Below are 17,079 nucleotides of genomic sequence, written 5' to 3'. Positions count from 1 at the left end.
TCGTCAGAGTGGGAACCCGTCGGCCGTAGGTTACGGCGGGCTCCAAACCTTCTTCGCTTTCCCTGCCGCCTTGCTGGCAGAACTCAGGCCGCGATGGCCGACTCTTCCTGAGACTCACACACCACCGCGTGGATCGCAGCATGCGCCTGCCTGGCCAGCAGATTGCGGTCCTGGTGCGCGCTGGACAGCGCCGGCAGCAGGTGGACTTCCACCACACCCCGATCATTGTCGAACAGGCGCTTCAGGTGACTGACCAGATCGTCGTCACCGATGAAGGGCGCCAGTTCGCACGCCTGGTCGTTGCGGCGGTAGCGCAGCCCTACCGGCTGCACCGGCACGCCGGCTTCGATGGCGCTGGCCATCAGGCGGCCGTGGAAGGTGCGCAGGCCCGTGCCGTCGGTGGTGGTGCCTTCGGGGAAGACCAGCAGCGAACGGCCGCGCGACAGGTGCGTGGCCAGCTGCGCATTGATCATCCGCGCATCGCCCGAGCCACGGCGAATGAACAGCGTGCCGGCCTTCTCCGCCAGCCAGCCGGCTACCGGCCACTGGCGCACTTCGGCCTTGGACAGGAAGGTCAGCGGCAGCAGCCCGCCCAGCAGCGGAATATCGACCCAAGACACATGGTTGGAGACCCACAGCATCGGCTGTGTGGGCAACTCGCCGTGCACCTGCAGTTCAAAGGGCAGGGCGGCGGACAGGCGCGCCAGGAACCAGCGCGTCAGGCGCTGGCGCAGGGGCATCCGGTCGCCGGGCAGGCGCTCCAGCAGGCTGACGAAGCTGGCCAACACGAGGCCCACCAGCAGAAGTGACAGCAGGCGGGCGACGCGCAGCCAGGCGCGCAGGCTGCGCATCAGACTGCGGCCTTGAAGTGGCGGGCGTAGCGCGGGCAGAGTTCGTCGCGCTTGAGCAGGATGAACACGTCGGCGACGCCGAAGTCCGGGTCCCAGCAGGGTTCGCCGCAGATCTTCGCGCCCAGGCGCATGTAGGCCTTGAGCAACGGCGGCAGCTCGGCGGTGAGGTTGTCCGGCACGTCCATCGGCGGCAGCGGGGTCTTCGGCTCGGCGCGCAGGTTCTGCTGGCACAGGTAGCGGTCGCGCAGGCGCTGCATGACCGCGCGGGCCTGGATGCCGCCGTCGCGCATGGGAATGCTGGCGCAGCCCATCAGGTAGCGGTAGCCGCCTTCGTTGAGCACTTCGGCCAGTTCGCTCCAGAGCACGGCGATGGTGCCGCCGTTGCGGTAGTCCGGGTCGACGCAGGTGCGGCCGATTTCCAACACCGGGCCCTGCAGGTTGTCCAGGCCGTCGAGGGCGAATTCCTCTTCGCTGTAGAAGCGGCCCAGGCGCTGCGCGGCGCGGTGGTCGAGCAGACGGGTGGTGGCCACCAGCGCGCCAGTGTTGAGGTCGCGCACGCCGATGTGGGCGCAGTGGCGGTCGTAGTCGTCCATATCCAGCCCCAGGTCCGCGCCCTTGAGCTGGGCATCGAACTCGCTGCTGAACACGCGGTAACGCAGGGCCTGGGCTTCGCGCAGGGCGCGGGCGCCGCGCAGACGCACGGCCTTGAGACGGCGCTGTGCCGGGGTGTCACAGGAGAGGGCGATCTGACTCATGCGAGTGCCTCCGTGAACCGGCCATGCGGGTTGCGGCCGGTCGGCTTTGTTGTGCAAGCTCAGGCTAGGAATGACCGGTGTCACGCCCATGACGGTGCGGTGATGCTTGTATGACAAGAACAACGACCTCGAAGGAAGGAGCGCCGCGATGCCCTGGAAATGCCTGCTCGGCCCGCAGGACCGGTTACCGCCCGGCCTGGCCCTGGACGACTGGTACGCCGAATTGCTCACCCGCGCAGAGTGCGCCGGCAGCTTCGAACTGGCAGTGCTCGGCGGCCGTCTGGCGACGTCACCGGGGCTGGCCTTCCTTGCTGGCTACCAGGCCGCGCTGCGCGCACTCTGGCCGGCTGCCCCGCGCAGCCTCGGCGCGTTGTGCGTGACTGAGAAGAAGAGCGTGCGCCCCGCCGATCTGCAGACCCGCCTCGAAGGCCTGGTGCTGCACGGTCGCAAGGACTTCGCCACCGCAGCCGACAGCGCCGCCTGGTGGCTGGTTGCCGCGCGTGACGAGGAGGAGGGCCAGCCGCCGCGCATCGCCATGACCGTGGTGCAGGCCGGCGCCCCCGGCGCGAAGCTCGAAGCGCTGCCGGCCCTGCCGCTGATGCCGGACATCCCCCACGCCCGCCTGCTGCTCGATGGCGCCCATTGCGAGCGCCTGCCCGGCGATGGCTGGGAGGCCTACAGCAAACCTTTCCGCACCCTGGAAGACACCCATGTGCTGGCCGCAGTCTGCGCCTGGCTCTATGGCCTGGCCGTGGAACACCAATGGCCGGCGGAGCTGAGTCTGCGCCTGAGCGGCGTACTCGCCGGTTGTGCCGAAGTCAGCCGACAGCCCGCCTCGCAGCCGGAAACCCACCTGCTGCTGGCCGGCGTGTTCAGCCAGTTCGAAAGCCTCGCTTCGGCACTGGATGCCGCATTTGCCTCAGGCGCTGCGGAGCAGGCTGTGGTGTGGAAGCGGGACAAGGGTGTACTCGCCATCGCCGGTTCCGCGCGGGCCAAACGCCTGGAGAAAGCGAGGGTGGCAATAGGCCTTGACCCACGTCAGTGAGGGCTCGGGGAGGGGACGTTAGCCTTACAGAAGTTTCTGAGATACCTAGAAATTTCCGCAGGGCTACCCACTGTTTTCCCTCCCACTGCTTTAGGAAATCCCCTCATGCGACGCGAACCCATCGTGCTGTTCGACGACGGTAAACACCAATGCCTGTGTTTCGACGATCTCGTCAGCGGCGACGGTGTGCAATCCAACCAGTTCCTCATCGTCGACCACGACCAGCGCCTGCTGCTTGATCCGGGCGGCGACCTGACCTACACCCCGTTGTCGCTGGAACTCTCCAAGCTGTTCCCGCTGCAGGACCTGGACTACATCTTCGCCTCGCACCAGGACCCGGACATCATCGCCGCGCTGGACAAGTGGCTGCTGCACACCCGCGCCAAGGTCATCTGTTCCAAGCTCTGGGCACGCTTCCTGCCGCACCTCACGGCCAGCTACCTGGCGGTCAGCCATGGCATCTCCACCTATGACCGCGTGATCCCGCTGCCGGACCGTGGCGAATCGGTGCAATTGGGCCGCTGCCAGCTGAAGATGATCCCTGCGCACTTCCTCCACTCGGTGGGCAACTTCCAGGTCTACGACCCGATCAGCAAGATCCTCTTCTCCGGCGATATGGGCGCCTCCCTGGTGGACGACGCCAGCCCGGTGCAGGACTTCGCCGCCCACGTGCCGCACATGGAAGGTTTCCACCGGCGCTACATGGCCTCGAACAAGGTTGGCCGGCTGTGGGCCAACATGGTTCGCGGCCTGGACATCGAGATGATCGTCCCGCAGCACGGCCGGCCCTTCGTGGGCAAACCGATGATCACGGCATTCCTCGACTGGATCGCCGACCTGCAATGCGGCATGGACCTCATGGGGCCGGACGACTACCAGGTTCCTCGCTAGCGCGCTCGTGCTGACACGTTCCTGTCAACAAGCGCGGCGCTGACCGATTGCGCCAATCGTCCTTGATTACGGCACGATCGGCGCTTAATCCGTCATCTTCACCGTGCTAGGGTGCGGGCCGACCTGATAACAAGAGGCCCGCCGATGCCCTTTGCCCCCTTCCGCCCAGCGCTGCGCGCGCTGGCGCTGGCCACCTGCCTGCTGAGCAGCCACGCCCACGGTAGCGAAACCTGGCCCGAGGCCGACTGGCCTCACGGCGCCACGCCCAGCGGCGCCGCCGTGCAGGCGTTCGAGAACTACGCCTTCCCCACCCGCGACGACGGCACCCGCAAGGGCGTGCGCACCGACGCCGTGGTGGTGATCCGCGATGGCCAGCTGATCTACGAGCGCTACGCCGGCCCGACCCGCGCCGAGACACCGCATCTGGCCTGGTCGATGAGCAAAAGCGTGATGGCCAGCGTCCTCGGCGTGGCCTTCGGCGAGGGCAAGTTCCAGCTCGACGACCCGGTCGCCAAGCATTACCCGGCCTTCGCCGATCACCCCGACATCAAGATGCGCGACCTGCTGCATTGGGCTTCGGGCCTGGCCTGGCAGGAAGAGTACGAGTACGCGCCGGTGCGCTCCTCGGTGGTGGCGATGCTCTACACCCGTGGCCGCGACGACATGGCGAAATTCACCGCCGGCTTCCCCGCCGATGCCGAGCCGGGCAAGCGCTTCCGCTACTCCAGCGGCGACAGCAACGTGCTCTCCGCCACGCTCAAGCAGATGGTCGGCAAGGACTACGCCAACTATCCCTGGACCGCGCTGTTCGAGCCGCTGGGCATCCAGTCCGCCGTCTGGGAGCGTGACGCCAGCGGGACCTTCGTCGGTTCGTCCTACGCCTACATGACAGCCCGCGACTTGGCGCGCATCGGCCTGCTGATGGAGCGCGACGGGCGCTGGAAGGATCGCCAGTTGCTGCCGCAGGACTGGCTGAAATTCGTCCTCGCGCCGTTCCCCGAGTACCAGCCCGATCCGAAGAAGCCCAATGAGGCGGTGCCCGGCGGCCAGTGGTGGCTCAACCGCCCGGTGGCCGGCGCGCCCGCGCCCTGGCCGGATGCGCCTGCGGACACCTTCGCCGCTCTCGGCCACTGGGGCCAGGCGCTGTACGTGATCCCCGAACAGAAGCTGGTGATCGTCCGCTACGCCGACGACCGTGACGGCAGCTACCAGCACGACACCTTCCTCAAGCTTGCCCAGGCGGCCTTCGCCCACGGGGAGGTGCAGCCATGATCCGCCGTCATCCGATCCTCACCGCCCTGGTCCTGTTGCTGCTCGCCCTGGTCACCACCGCGTGGCAGAACCGTGTCCATCTCGCCGCCTTCCCCGGCATCATCGGCGCCTACACCGCCAAGGAGTACTGCTCCTGCCGCTACGTTATGGGGAACTCGGCGGACTATTGTCAGGCCTATACCAAGCAGTACGTGCCGACCAGCGCCTTTCTCGACGACGAAGCGCGCAAGCGGGTGACCGCCCGCGGCCTGGGCAGTACGCAGACAGCCGCCTGGCTCGGTGCGCGCGAGGGATGCCAACTGATGCCCCAGGCGGACGATTTGCCCGAATCGGGCAGCCACTGACGGGCGCGTTCCACGGAGCGGGGCGACCCGCTTCGGAGGACCAATGCATTCTTTTGTAACAGGAGCTGTATGCGCCTTGCTGGTACTGGCCAGCCCCCTGGCCCTGGCTGAATGGCAACTGGACGGCGACACCTCGCGGATCAGCTTCGTCTCGGTCAAGCGCGGCAAGATGGCGGAGGTGCAGCGCTTCGACCGCCTCTCCGGGCAGATCGACGACAAGGGCGCGGTGCGCGTGGTGGTGCCGCTGGAGTCCATCGACAGCGGCCTGGCGCTGCGCGACGAGCGCATGCGCAATGCCTTCTTCGAGATCGAGCGCTTCCCCGAGGCGATTGTCAGCAGTCAGCTCGACCTGAGCCGCTATGAGGTCCTGCAGGTCGGCCAGTCGCGCCAGGAAACCGTGGATTTCAACCTCGACCTGCACGGCCAGCAGCGCCGGCTCAAGTCCGAGGTGCTGGTCAGCCGCCCCAGCGAGAGCCGCATCGAAGTGACAACCATGGAGCCGCTGGTGCTCAAGCTGATCGACTTCGACCTGGAAGAGAAGCTGGAGCCGCTCAAGGAAGTCGCCAACGTGCCGTCCATTACTCCTGAGGTGCCGGTGTTTGCGGTGTTGGGGTTCAGTCAGGTGATCAAGCAGGCGCCGTGACACTGAACGCCATGCCCGCCATCGTGCGCATGGTGGGGAGATGCACCTGACCTGTAGGAGCGGGCCATGCCCGCGATCCGTCGGCAGGGCCGGCGTCTTCCTCCGCTCCGATGTTGGTCCTGTATTGCTGCGTTGGCTTGGGGATTTCTGCGCCGCTTCGGCGTGCGCTCAGATTCCTGGTTTCGCCCCCTCGGGCGAGTTACTTTTCCAAACGCCGAAAAGTAACCAAAAGGCTTGCCCCGGACATCCGGTTTTTCGCCTAGGCGAAAAATACCCTCGTTGAAGCGAAGTTTCAGGGGCACGCTGCGAAGGGCCATCCCTGGCCCATCGCAGCTCTCGCGACATCCATGTCGCTCAACCCCTGAAACTCCGCTTCAACGAGGCCTCCTGAACGGGGCGTTCGGAGTGCGCTGAGGTTTATCTGGAAGTCATCAAGAGCCAGAGCCAGAGCCAGAGCCGGGGCGGGGCATTGGCTCTTCGTAGGACCGAGGGGGGCGCCTAGCCCTTGCTCGCGAACCGCACGGCTCAGCGTCAATTGCGAAAACAGCCAGCCTTAAGCCCGTGCCGCAATCGCCGGCACGTCGGGTTGGAAGCGGAAGCCGGAGCCCACGCTGCAACTGGAAGCGCCGATGATCACGAAGGTAAGCAGCAGGATGGTCTTCATGGTGATGCTCCTGTCATTCAGGATTGGACAGCCTCCAGTCTAGGCCGCACCGCGCGATGCGCGCCGAAGGTCAGGAAACTCCCCGCGGCGAACAACCAGGCAGCGATTCCGCCGTAGCCAAGCACCCAGCCGAACCCCTGCACCAGTGCCGCACGGGCGCCGTCCGGATCGTCCGGACTCAGCCGGCCGCTGGCGATGCTGGCCGCCAGTTGCAGCTTCTCGCCACTCTCTACGCCCTGTAGCGCCGCCGCGACGCCGGAAAGCAGGATCAGCCCCATCACCGCGATATTGATCGCCAGGGAGATCATCCGCGCGCTCATGTCGATGCCTGAGGCCATGCCGGCGCGGGTGGCGGGCACGGCGGCGGTGGAGGTGTTGGTCACCGTGGTGTTGGTCAGCCCCAGGCCGATTCCGGCCAGCACGCAGCCGGGCAGCAGGGTCAGCCAGCTGGCATGGTCCACGCTGCTGCCCCAGAGCATCAGGAAAAAGCCGGCGCCAATCACGAACATCCCGCCGGGAATCACCCAGCCGGGGTGGAAGCGATGCGCCAGGCGCTCGGCGATCGGCGGCACCACCAGCGTCGGCAGGGTGTAGGCGAGCAGCGACCAGCCGGCCTTCACGTCGTCGTAGCCGAGTACGCCGTGGTAGTAGACCGGCAGGTAGATCATCAGCGGCCAGAAGCTCACGTTCATCCCTGCCGAGGCGAACATCGCGCCGGAGAATGCGCGGATGCGCAGTACCGAGAAGTCGAACATCGGGTGGGCGACGCGGCGCTCGATCAGGATGAAGGCCGCCAGGCTGACGAGGCTGAGCAGCAGGATTGCCAGCGCCGGCGGGCTGGCGTAGCCCATGTCGGCGCCCTGGGTGATGTAGAACACCGTGCCGAGCACTGCCAGCGACAGCGTGAGCATGCCGCTGACATCCAGCCGTTCGGCATCCGGATCGCGCGATTCCACCGCGCCGTATTGCGCCAGGGCCAGGGTGAGCAGGGCGAGCGGCCCGTGCACCAGGAACACCCACTGCCAACTGGCCAGGGCGACAATGGCGCTGCCGACGATCGGCCCGAAGCCCAGGCCGATGCCGAACACCACACCCCAGGCGGCGAAGGCGCGCACGCGCTCGGCCGGGTCGCCGAACTGGCTGGTCAGCACGGCCACCTGGCAGATCAGCATGACCCCGCCGGCGGTGCCCTGCAGGAAGCGCCCGGCGATTATGGTCGGCATGTCGCCTGCCAGCCCGCAGAGCAGCGAGGTCAGGCCGAACAGCGCCAGGCTGATGACAAACAGGCGCTTGCGGCCGAAGCGGTCGGCCAGGGTGCCGGCGGCCATCAGCACGCTGGTGACGGCAATGGTGTAGGCGTTCATCACCCATTGCAGGTCCTGGAAGTCGCCGTGCAGCACGCGCTCCAGGGCCGGCAGGCTGGCCGGCACGCTGGAGATTTCCAGGCCGAACATCATCGAGGACAGGCACACCGCCGCCAGGGCGATGAGGTTTCTTGGGTTGCGGTGGGCAGTCATGGGAGTGGGCTCCGTAGGGCGAGCCACCATTGTCGAAAAGAACAAGGTTCCCCATTGGCTCCATTTGGTCCCATCATTGAGTCTTTTCAGGATTCAAAGGGGAAGGGTGATGGATGACCGTCTCGATGGCATCGCTACCTTCGTTCAGGTGGTCGACGCCGGCAGCTTCGCCCTCGCGGCGGAGCGCCTGAGCCTTACGCGTTCGGCGGTGGGCAAGGCCATTGCCCGGCTGGAGGCGCGCCTGGGCGTGCGCCTGCTGCAACGCACCACGCGTAGCCAGAACCTCACCGACGACGGCCAGGTGTTCTACGACAGCTGCGTGCGCGCGCTGGCCGAGCTGGATGCCGCTCACACCGCGCTGGAAGGCGGGCGGATGGAGCCGCGCGGGCGCCTGCGGGTCAGCGTGCCGATCTCCTTCGGCCACCTCTGCGTGGCGCCGCTGATGCTGGCGCTGGCGCGGCAATATCCGTCATTGAGGATCGACCTGTCGTTCACCGATCGCCGCGTCGACCTGGTCGAAGAGGGCATCGACCTGGCCGTGCGCATCGGCCCGCTCAGCGACAGCGCCACACTCGCCGCCCGCAAGCTGGGAGTGCAGTACACCGGCATCGGCGCGGCGCCGTCGTACATAGCCGAGCATGGCATGCCGGAGCATCTCGACGATCTGGTCGGCCACGCTTCCATCAGCTATTCCGTGGCTGGCGTCACCTCCCCCTGGGACATGCGCGACGACGACGGATACGCCAGGCGCATCGAGATGGACCCGCAGCTGAGCATGGACGACCTGCAAGCCATCACCGCCGCCGCCGTGGCCGGTTTCGGCCTGGCACGCCTGCCGACCTGGCTGTTGGCGCGGCACGTGAAGCGTGGCGAGCTGGTGGTGGTGAAGGGACGCTGCAGGTTGCCGCCGCTGGAGATCCATGCGGTATGGCCGAAGACGCGCTACATGCCGTCGAAGATTCGTTGCGCCATCGATGCGCTGGTGGCTGGGATTCCCGCGTTGCTGGCCGACTGAACCATTGGCGCCCACGCCTGCCCAATGGGCTCGCCGGTCGGCCGGTTTGCAAGCCGACGGCGGGCCGCTATCGTTGGCCGTTGATCCATCCGTTTTCCATGTAAGGGATTTCATGCGCTCGCTGTTCACCTTCCTCTTCGCGGCCTGCTTCGCCGCTTCCGCCCAGGCTGCCTGGTACCTCGACTACGAGTCCTCGCGGCTGACCTTCGTCACGACCAAGAACGCCGATATCGCCGAGGTGAACCGCTTCCTGGTGATGCACGGCAAGGTGGAGGAGCAGGGCCGGGTGGAGTTGCGTATCGAGATGGACTCGCTGAGCACCGGCATCCCGCTGCGCGATGAACGTGTGCGCGACCAGTTGTTCGATACCGAGAAGTTCCCCGAGGCGCGCATCACCTCGACCATCGACCTGCGCCCCATCACCGATCTTGCCAACGGCGTGCAGCTGGAGACGCGCCTGCCGCTGCGCCTGGAGCTGAACGGCCAGGCGAAGGACTACCGCACCGATGTGCTGATCACCCGCCTGGACGAGCATCGCTTCCAGGTGGTGACGCTCTCGCCGCTGGTGATCAACGCCGCTGACTTCGGCCTCGCACCAGGCGTGGCGCAGCTACGCAAACTGGCCGGGCTCAAGAGCATCGGCCTGTCGGTGCCGGTGGGCGCCGTGCTGATCTTCGCCTCGCGGTGAGCGGCCCGATCTTCCCCTGGCGGACGGGCAACCGTTTCGCCCTGCTCTGCGATGGCGAGCGCTTCTTCCCGCGCATGTTCGCCGCCATCGACAGTGCCGAGCGGCAGATCGAACTGGAGCTGTACCTGGTAGAAAGCGGCAGTTGCGCCGAGGCGCTGCTGGATCGCCTGCTGGCTGCGCGCTCGCGCGGTGTGAAGGTGCGTTGCCTGTTCGACGCTTTCGGCAGCCTCAAGTTATCCAGCGCCTGGACGCGCCAGCTGCTGGAGGCCGGCGGCGAACTGCGGCAGTACAACCCGCTGAACTGGAAGGCCGGCATCCGCAACCTGTACCGCGATCACCGCAAGCTGTTGCTGGTGGACGAGCGCATCGCCTATGTCGGCGGTACCGGCGCCACCGACGAGTTCTGGTCCGCGCGGGAGAACCGCAGCGACTGGCACGAAGTGATGGTGGAGATGACCGGCCACATCGTCGCCGACTGGCAGCGCCTGTTCGAGCGGCAGTGGAATGCCTGTCTCGGCGTGCGCGCCTGGAAGCCTCGCGAGGAAGTCCTGCTGACCCGCCTGCCGCCGATCCCCAACTACGGCGAAGGCCTGGCGCGGGTCGCCTATGCCGACGCCGGCCAGCACAGGGACATCCTCCAGGCGCTGGTGCGTTCGCTGCGTGGCGCGCACCAGCGTGTGTGGCTGGCGACGCCTTACTTCCTGCCGACCTGGAAAGTCCGCCGCGCCCTGCGCAAGGCCGCCCAGCGCGGTGTCGACGTGCGCCTGCTGCTCACCGGGCGCCTCACCGACCATGCTCCCGTGCGCTACGCGGGTCAGCGCTATTACCCCGGCCTGCTGCGTGCCGGGGTGAAGATCTTCGAATACCAGCCGCGCTTCCTTCATCTGAAGATGGTACTGGTCGATGACTGGGTCAGCGTCGGCTCGTGCAACTTCGATCATTGGAACCTTCGGTTCAATCTGGAGGCCAATGTAGAAGCGTTCGATCCGTCGTTCACCGCGGCGGTGGCCGACTGCCTGGCCGCCGACTTCGCACAGAGCCGCGAGATCGACCTGGGCTTCTGGCGCGCGCGTCCCTGGTGGAAGCGCCTGCGCGAGCGCCTGTGGGGCTCGCTGGACCGACTGGTGGTGAACTTCCTCGATCGCCGCCGCTGATGTCGTTGTGGTTCGTCCAGCTGTCGTTCGCCTACCTGGAAGGAGAGAAGCGTGGAGAACAGACAAAAAAAGGAGCGTTTCATCGGGCTGGAATGGCTGCGCTTCCTGATGGGCCTTTATGTGGTGATCTACCACACGCTGCACAGCTACCCGGCGGAGCAGAAGTTCGCCGGCCTCGATGACCTCACCGCATTGGGCTTCTTCGCCACCAGCACCTTCTTCGTGCTCTCCGGCTTCCTGCTCTGCCACGTCTACGTCACCGACGGGCAGCTGCGCGAGAGCCCGCGCAGTTTCTTCACCAAGCGCCTGTCCAACCTCTACCCGCTGCACATCTTCTCGATCCTGCTGACCATCACCGTGCTGCTGGTGGTGAGCGGGCTGGGCATCGGCCCGGACCTCGATCAGGCCACGCCGCGGTTCGTCATCTACGACACCAACGAGGCCATCGGCCGGCTGCAGCCGGAGCTGTTCCACCACTGGATGAGCGATCGCGAACTGCTGTTCAACAGCATCCTCCAGCTCACCATGCTGCAGGCCTGGAACCCGTATTACCTGACCTTCAACGCGCCGCTCTGGTCGCTGTCGACGCTGTTCTTCTTCTACCTCTGCTTCCCCTTCGTCGCGCCGCGCCTGGCGCGCCTGCAGAACAAATGGCGCTGGCTGCTGGCGCTGTGGGTGCTTTACCTGATCCCGCCGATCCTGGTGGTCGCCAGCGAACAGTACGGCATGCCCTGGACCGGCCTGCTGCACCGCAACCCGCTGCTGCGTCTGCCGGAGTTCCTCAGCGGCATCCTTGCCTACGGACTGTTCCGCGAGTACAAGGACGCCGGCCGCCTGCCGGGGCGCGGGATGCTGGTGGCGATGGGCGCCTTCGTGCTGGCCAATTTCCTCGTCGCCGATTACCTCTATACCCACGGCGCCAAGTACTGGTACTTCCTCCTGCATAACGGCCTGCTGCTGCCGGCACAGTTGGTGCTGGTGTACATGAGTGCCTTGCCGCGCGATCCGCAGAACAGCCTGATCCGCCACTGGTCGCCGAGACTGGGGGCTGCATCGTTGTCGCTGTTCGCCCTGCATGTGCCACTGTTCACCCTGTTCTCGCGCACCGAGAAGCTGATCCGCGCGCCGGGCGACTGCCTGGCCGACTGGGCCTTCTGCGTCGAGTCGGCGACCCACCAGCAGCTGTCGCTGTGGCTGTATCCGCTGTTCCTGCTGTTCATGGTCACCAGTTGCGTGCTGGTGCAGGAGCGCTGCGTAGTGCCGGTGCGCAAATGGCTGGTGCGCCACCTGTTGCCGGCACCGCCCGCGCCGCCAGCCACGCGGCGACGGGTGGTGACGGAGTCCTGAGGCGCGTCCGTCGGTCACACCCGCGAACTGCCTTGAAGGCTGGCGCGCACGGATATGCTTCTGTCGCGGTTGGAACTTCGGCTGGCTTCTCGGCCTATGCTAGGTTTCAACATTGCTGCCACCTTGCCGGCGGCGGCACCTGCGGACTCCCGCCATGCCCCTGGATATCCGCCTGCTCAGCGGTGATGCCCTCCGCCCGTTCATCGATGATCTGGCGCGATTGCGCATCACTGTGTTCCGCGAGTATCCGTACCTCTTCGACGGCAGCCCGGAATACGAGGCCGGATACCTCGACAGCCACGTACGTTCAGCCTGGAGCCTGTGCGTGCTGGTGATCGATGAGGGCAGGGTAGTGGGGGCCTCGACCGGGCTGCCGTTGTTGGACGAGTCCGAGGCTTTGCAGCAGCCGTTCCTGGTGCAGGGCTGGAACCCGGAACGAATCTTCTATTTTGGCGAGTCGGTGGTTCTGCCGGAGTACCGCAGCGCCGATCTCGACCTGCGCTTCTTCGAGGAGCGCGAACGCTTTGCGCGTAGCCTGGATCGCTTCGACTGGTGTGCCTTCTGCGCCCTTCGGCGGCCGCCGGAGCATTCTGCGCGACCTGCCGGCTACCGCTCGCCGGACGCCTTCTGTCTGCAGCGCGGCTTCACTCCGCAACCCTCCCTGCAGACCGAATACCACTGGCGCGATATCGGCGAGCAACAGGAGACCGCCAAGTCGATGATGTTCTGGCTCAAGGAACTGAGCTGACGCACACCAGTGTTCGGGACGCTGGATCAGGGACAGGTTTGCGCCGGTGACCCAGGTGTGGCCGAGAAGTGACCGACCCGGACTTTCGACGGGTGGCAAGGTGTGATGCGCTGGTTATGCTCCGGGGATAACCATAAGAGGGACTTTCCATGCTCCGAATGGCCCTGTGCGCCTTTCTCCTGATGCTCGCCGGTTGCAGCTCGCCCGGTGCGTTCTTCGGCGCGGTCGACGGACCGCCCTTCGGTGCGCTGCCTACGGATGCGCAGCAAGCCACGGTGTACATCTACCGGCCGCAGAACCAGTGGTCCGACGAGGAGCTGGAAGCGCCCGGGCTGTTCATCAACAACGAGCTGATCGGCAGCCTGCCGAGCAACGGCTACTTCGCCCTGAGCTTCGCCCCCGGCAGCTATCCGCTGCAGATGCGTCGCCCGTTGCTGGGCAGCTTCTGGACCTTCTTCGCCGGCGGCAGCCTGGACTTTACCCTGATCGCCGGCTTCACCCTGGAAGCCCGCGCCGGCGAGGTCTACTACCTGCGCTACGACGAGACCCACACGCCGCCCAAGTACGAACACACCGCCGGCCAGGGGGCTGGCCCGCTGCAACTGGTGGGCAAGGAGCTGGGCTCGCGGGAAATCCCCGCCACACGGCAGGTCCAGGAGCCGGTGAGCATTGCCGCCAGCGGCAAGGAAGTCGAAGGACCAGGCTTCTTCGAACGTATCGGGCTCTGAGATTTCCACCCTTTCGGAGTTATGAGGGCAACTCATAGCTCCTTGAGTTTTTATGGTTACCGGGCCGATTTGGCCCGGTGCTAAAAATCGTCGCACCAGCTCATCGACAACAACAAAGAGCGACGCGACATGATCACCTGCCTGCTTTCCCCACCCTCGATCCGTCCTCCGCGTTCCGGCCTGTCCGGTGCCTTCGCGCACCCGTCCGACTTGCTCGTCGATTCCTGATCCCACACCGACTTTCTCCCGGCGTTCTGTGCCGGTTTTGCCACGGGCCGCGCACGCAGGCCCGGGCTTTCTTACACCCCCACGGTTCCATGAGGTACCCCATGAAAAAGCTCGACCTGTACATCGGTGAAGGTTTCGAAGGCCCCGGCGTCAACGCCGCGCACATCAACATCCTGCTCGGCCCGCGCAGCGGCCCGGCCGGCCAGGCCTTCTCCAACAGCCTGGCTTCGCCCAGCCAGGGCCACTGCCCGTTCATGGTGATCGCCCAGCCGAACATTCCGGTCAAGCCGATGACCCTTTACGTGAACAAGGCCGAGATCGATGGTGACCTGCACGCCAACGCCACCTGGGGGGCTTCCCAGGCGGGCATCGCCAAGGCCGTCACCGAGGCGCTGCTGGACGGCACCCTGCCTCCGGAAGCGGAGGACGAATGGGCCATCGTCACCGCCAACTGGGTCAATCCGGGCTGCGACGACCTGGATGCCGTCTTCCGCAACAACTACAACGCCTGCCGCACCGCGATCCGCGCGGCGCTGACCTGCAAGCCCGAGCGTGCGCAGCTGGCCGACGTGGTCAACGCCATCGCCAACCCCTTCTACACCCCCAAGGCCTGAGGTCCGCACCATGCAATACATCCGTCTCGGCAACTCCGGCCTGCAGGTTTCCAAGCTGTGCCTGGGCACCATGAACATGGGCACCCCGGACTGGAAACCGTGGATCTTCGATGAGGCCAAGAGCGAGCCGATCGTGAAGCACGCGCTGGATTCCGGCGTGAACTTCATCGACCTCGCCGACTTTTACTCGGCCGGTGTCGGCGAGGAGGTGGTCTGCCGCATCCTCAAGCGCCTGGTGCGTCGCGAGGACGTGGTGATCACCACCAAGGTCGGCTACGGCACCCGTCCCGGCATCAACGCCAGCGGGCATTCGCGCAAGCACATCATGGATGGCATCGACGCCTCCCTGAAGCGCATGGGCATGGACTACGTCGACATCTACATGCTGCACTTCTACGACGTAAACACTCCGGTGGAAGAGGTGATGGGCGCGCTGAACGACATCGTCCGCGCCGGCAAGGCCCGCTACATCGGCGTGTCCACCATGCTCACCGGCCAGCTGGCGAAGATCCTCATGGCTTGCGAGCGCAATGGCTGGGTCAAACCGATCAACATGCAGCTGCAGCTCAACTGCGCCTACCGCGAGGAAGAGCGCGAGATGATTCCCTTCTGCCGCGACCAGGGCCTTGGCGTCTCGGTGTTCAGCCCGCTGGCGCGCGGGCTGCTGACTGGCGACGCGAACTCCACGCGCAACCAGACCGACTTCTTCACCCAGCAGATGTACGCCGACGAGGCCTCCTTCGAGATCGCCCGCTCCGTGCAGCGCGTGGCCCAACGCCGCGGCGTATCCAACGCGCAGATCGCCCAGGCCTGGGTCCTGCAGCATTCGGGCGTGGATTGCATGCTGGTCGGTGCCGACACCACCGCGCAGTTCGACAGCGCCCTGGCCGCGCTGGAAACCCGTCTGGACGACGAGGAAATCTATGAGCTCGAGCGCAACTACACGCCCTGCGACGTGATCAACGACTACAGCGCCGGCAAGCGTATCCTGCGCGCCGCCCGCCCCATGCGCGAAGCCTTCGCGCTGACGGAGGCGGTGGCATGAGCGCGCTGCTGAAGACTGGCCACTACATCGATGGCCAATGGGTGAATGGCGGCGCGACCTACCCGGTCCGCAACCCGGCCACTGGCGTGCTGATCGTCGAAGTTGCCCGTGGCGGCGCCGAGGAGACCAACGCTGCCATTGCCGCTGCTGAACGGGCGCTGCCGGCCTGGCGCGCACTCACCGCCAAAGAGCGCAGCGCGCGCATCCGTCGCTGGGGCGAACTGATGCTGCAGCGCCAGGACGACCTGGCGCGGCTGCTCAGCACCGAGCAGGGTAAGCCGCTGGCCGAGGCCAAAGGCGAGGTCGCCTACGCGGCGAGCTTCCTCGAGTGGTTCGCCGAGGAAGCCAAACGCGTGTATGGCGACGTGATCCCCTCGCACAAGGGCGATGCGCGCATCGTGGTGATCAAGCAGGCCATTGGTGTGGTCGCGGCGATCACTCCGTGGAACTTCCCGCTGGCGATGGTCACCCGCAAGGTGGGACCGGCGTTGGCCGCCGGCTGCACGATGATCCTCAAGCCTTCGGAAGAAACCCCGCTGTCGGCCTTCGCCCTCGCGGTGCTGGCGGAAGAGGCGGGCATTCCGCCGGGCGTGTTCAACATCGTTTCCGGCGACGCCCCGGCCATCGGTGGCGCGCTGCAGGCATCGGGCTCGGTTCGCAAACTGTCGTTCACCGGCTCGACCCGCACCGGCAAGCTGCTGATGCGCCAGGCGGCGGAGACGCTGAAGAAGGTCTCGCTGGAGCTGGGCGGCAACGCCCCCTTCATCGTCTTCGACGATGCCGATATCGAGGACGCCGTGCGCGGCGCCATGGCCTCGAAGTTCCGCAACACCGGGCAGACCTGCGTGTGTGTGAACCGCTTCTACATCCAGGACGGGGTGTACGACGCATTTGTATCGCGTCTCACCGAAGCGGTGCGTGCCATGCGCGTGGGAAATGCGCTGGAAGGCGAAACCGAGCAGGGCCCGCTGATCAACGAAGCCGCGCTGGCCAAGGTCGAGCAGCATGTCGGCGATGCGTTGGAGAAGGGCGCGAAGCTGCTCTGCGGTGGCCGTCGCCATGCGCTGGGCGGCACCTTCTTCGAACCGACTGTGCTGGCCGAAGCGAGTCCGAAAATGCTGATTGCCAGTGAGGAAACCTTCGGCCCTGTAGCGGCCTGTTTCCGATTCCGCGACGAGTCTGAAGTCCTGAGCCTGGCGAACGATACGCCCTACGGACTCTCCGCCTATTTCTACAGCCGCGACATCGGTCGCGTCTGGCGCATGGCCGAGGGCCTGGAGGCCGGCATGGTCGGTATCAACGAAGGAATCATCTCCACCGAAGTGGCGCCCTTTGGCGGCATCAAGGAATCGGGGCTGGGCCGGGAAGGCTCCAGGTACGGCATCGAGGACTACGTGGAGATCAAGTATTTGCTCATGGGCGGTCTGTCCGCCTGACGCTTCGCCAAGGCGTTCTGCCTCATCCGCCGCGCCCTCCGGGGCTCGGCGGCTCAACCTCGCTGTGTTTCCAATAACAAAAAGTCGGAGACGA

The 17,079-nt window shown here is 66.0% G+C and carries 17 protein-coding genes; 14 read left to right on the top strand and 3 right to left on the bottom strand.

Annotated features, from left to right (window positions below):
* Positions 1–83: 83 nt before the first annotated feature.
* The gene (locus tag IB275_RS25480) at positions 84–851 is read right to left on the bottom strand and encodes a lysophospholipid acyltransferase family protein (RefSeq protein WP_192292281.1); all 768 of its coding nucleotides are present in this window, start codon (positions 849–851) and stop codon (positions 84–86) included.
* A complete protein-coding gene (olsB, locus tag IB275_RS25475) occupies positions 851–1,606 on the bottom strand; it encodes an L-ornithine N(alpha)-acyltransferase (RefSeq protein WP_081516358.1) in 756 nt (251 codons plus the stop codon). The genes IB275_RS25480 and olsB overlap by 1 nt, the downstream gene beginning before the upstream one ends.
* 148 nt (positions 1,607–1,754) lie before the next feature.
* Between olsB and IB275_RS25470 the strand changes: the two genes are divergently transcribed.
* The 5 genes from IB275_RS25470 to IB275_RS25450 all read left to right on the top strand — a co-directional run bounded on the left by IB275_RS25470 (position 1,755) and on the right by IB275_RS25450 (position 5,801).
* A complete protein-coding gene (locus tag IB275_RS25470) occupies positions 1,755–2,651 on the top strand; it encodes an acyl-CoA dehydrogenase middle domain-containing protein (RefSeq protein ID WP_192292279.1) in 897 nt (298 codons plus the stop codon).
* A gap of 105 nt (positions 2,652–2,756) precedes the next feature.
* Complete coding sequence (locus IB275_RS25465) at positions 2,757–3,542, top strand: oxygen-binding di-iron domain-containing protein (protein ID WP_192292275.1); 786 nt, start codon at positions 2,757–2,759, stop codon at positions 3,540–3,542.
* Between the two features lie 144 nt (positions 3,543–3,686).
* The gene (locus IB275_RS25460; RefSeq protein WP_192292272.1) at positions 3,687–4,814 is read left to right on the top strand and encodes a serine hydrolase domain-containing protein; all 1,128 of its coding nucleotides are present in this window, start codon (positions 3,687–3,689) and stop codon (positions 4,812–4,814) included.
* Entirely contained in the window at positions 4,811–5,158 is a 348-nt protein-coding gene (locus IB275_RS25455; RefSeq protein WP_192292269.1) for an amidase, read from the top strand. The genes IB275_RS25460 and IB275_RS25455 overlap by 4 nt, the downstream gene beginning before the upstream one ends.
* 43 nt (positions 5,159–5,201) lie before the next feature.
* The gene (locus IB275_RS25450; RefSeq protein ID WP_192292266.1) at positions 5,202–5,801 is read left to right on the top strand and encodes a YceI family protein; all 600 of its coding nucleotides are present in this window, start codon (positions 5,202–5,204) and stop codon (positions 5,799–5,801) included.
* 681 nt (positions 5,802–6,482) lie between these two features.
* Here the strand turns inward: IB275_RS25450 and IB275_RS25445 are convergent.
* A complete protein-coding gene (locus IB275_RS25445; RefSeq protein WP_192292263.1) occupies positions 6,483–7,982 on the bottom strand; it encodes an MFS transporter in 1,500 nt (499 codons plus the stop codon).
* Between the two features lie 109 nt (positions 7,983–8,091).
* Here IB275_RS25445 and IB275_RS25440 point away from each other — a divergent pair, with 109 nt between their 5' ends.
* The 9 genes from IB275_RS25440 to IB275_RS25400 all read left to right on the top strand — a co-directional run bounded on the left by IB275_RS25440 (position 8,092) and on the right by IB275_RS25400 (position 16,985).
* Entirely contained in the window at positions 8,092–8,997 is a 906-nt protein-coding gene (locus tag IB275_RS25440; protein ID WP_192292260.1) for a LysR family transcriptional regulator, read from the top strand.
* 112 nt (positions 8,998–9,109) lie between these two features.
* Complete coding sequence (locus IB275_RS25435) at positions 9,110–9,685, top strand: YceI family protein (protein ID WP_192292257.1); 576 nt, start codon at positions 9,110–9,112, stop codon at positions 9,683–9,685.
* Positions 9,682–10,839, top strand: a complete 1,158-nt coding sequence (locus IB275_RS25430) for a phospholipase D-like domain-containing protein (RefSeq protein ID WP_192292254.1) — start codon at positions 9,682–9,684, stop codon at positions 10,837–10,839. The genes IB275_RS25435 and IB275_RS25430 overlap by 4 nt, the downstream gene beginning before the upstream one ends.
* Before the next feature lie 108 nt (positions 10,840–10,947).
* A complete protein-coding gene (locus IB275_RS25425) occupies positions 10,948–12,186 on the top strand; it encodes an acyltransferase family protein (protein ID WP_494514450.1) in 1,239 nt (412 codons plus the stop codon).
* Between the two features lie 160 nt (positions 12,187–12,346).
* Positions 12,347–12,934, top strand: coding sequence for a GNAT family acetyltransferase (locus IB275_RS25420; protein WP_192292557.1), 588 nt, complete (start codon positions 12,347–12,349; stop codon positions 12,932–12,934).
* A gap of 149 nt (positions 12,935–13,083) precedes the next feature.
* Complete coding sequence (locus IB275_RS25415) at positions 13,084–13,662, top strand: DUF2846 domain-containing protein (protein WP_192292248.1); 579 nt, start codon at positions 13,084–13,086, stop codon at positions 13,660–13,662.
* Positions 13,663–13,991: 329 nt separating this feature from the next.
* The gene (gene fae, locus IB275_RS25410; protein ID WP_192292245.1) at positions 13,992–14,504 is read left to right on the top strand and encodes a formaldehyde-activating enzyme; all 513 of its coding nucleotides are present in this window, start codon (positions 13,992–13,994) and stop codon (positions 14,502–14,504) included.
* Between the two features lie 10 nt (positions 14,505–14,514).
* Positions 14,515–15,549 (top strand): aldo/keto reductase, encoded by a 1,035-nt coding sequence (locus tag IB275_RS25405; protein ID WP_192292242.1) that lies wholly within the window; start codon positions 14,515–14,517, stop codon positions 15,547–15,549.
* Positions 15,546–16,985, top strand: coding sequence for an NAD-dependent succinate-semialdehyde dehydrogenase (locus tag IB275_RS25400; protein WP_192292239.1), 1,440 nt, complete (start codon positions 15,546–15,548; stop codon positions 16,983–16,985). Before IB275_RS25405 ends, IB275_RS25400 begins: the two co-directional genes overlap by 4 nt.
* Positions 16,986–17,079: the final 94 nt, after the last annotated feature.

The sequence above is a fragment of the Pseudomonas sp. PDM21 genome (genome assembly GCF_014852505.2).
GTDB lineage: Bacteria > Pseudomonadota > Gammaproteobacteria > Pseudomonadales > Pseudomonadaceae > Pseudomonas.
Note: the sequence above shows the minus strand (reverse complement) of the source record. Positions and strands in the feature narration are given on the sequence as shown.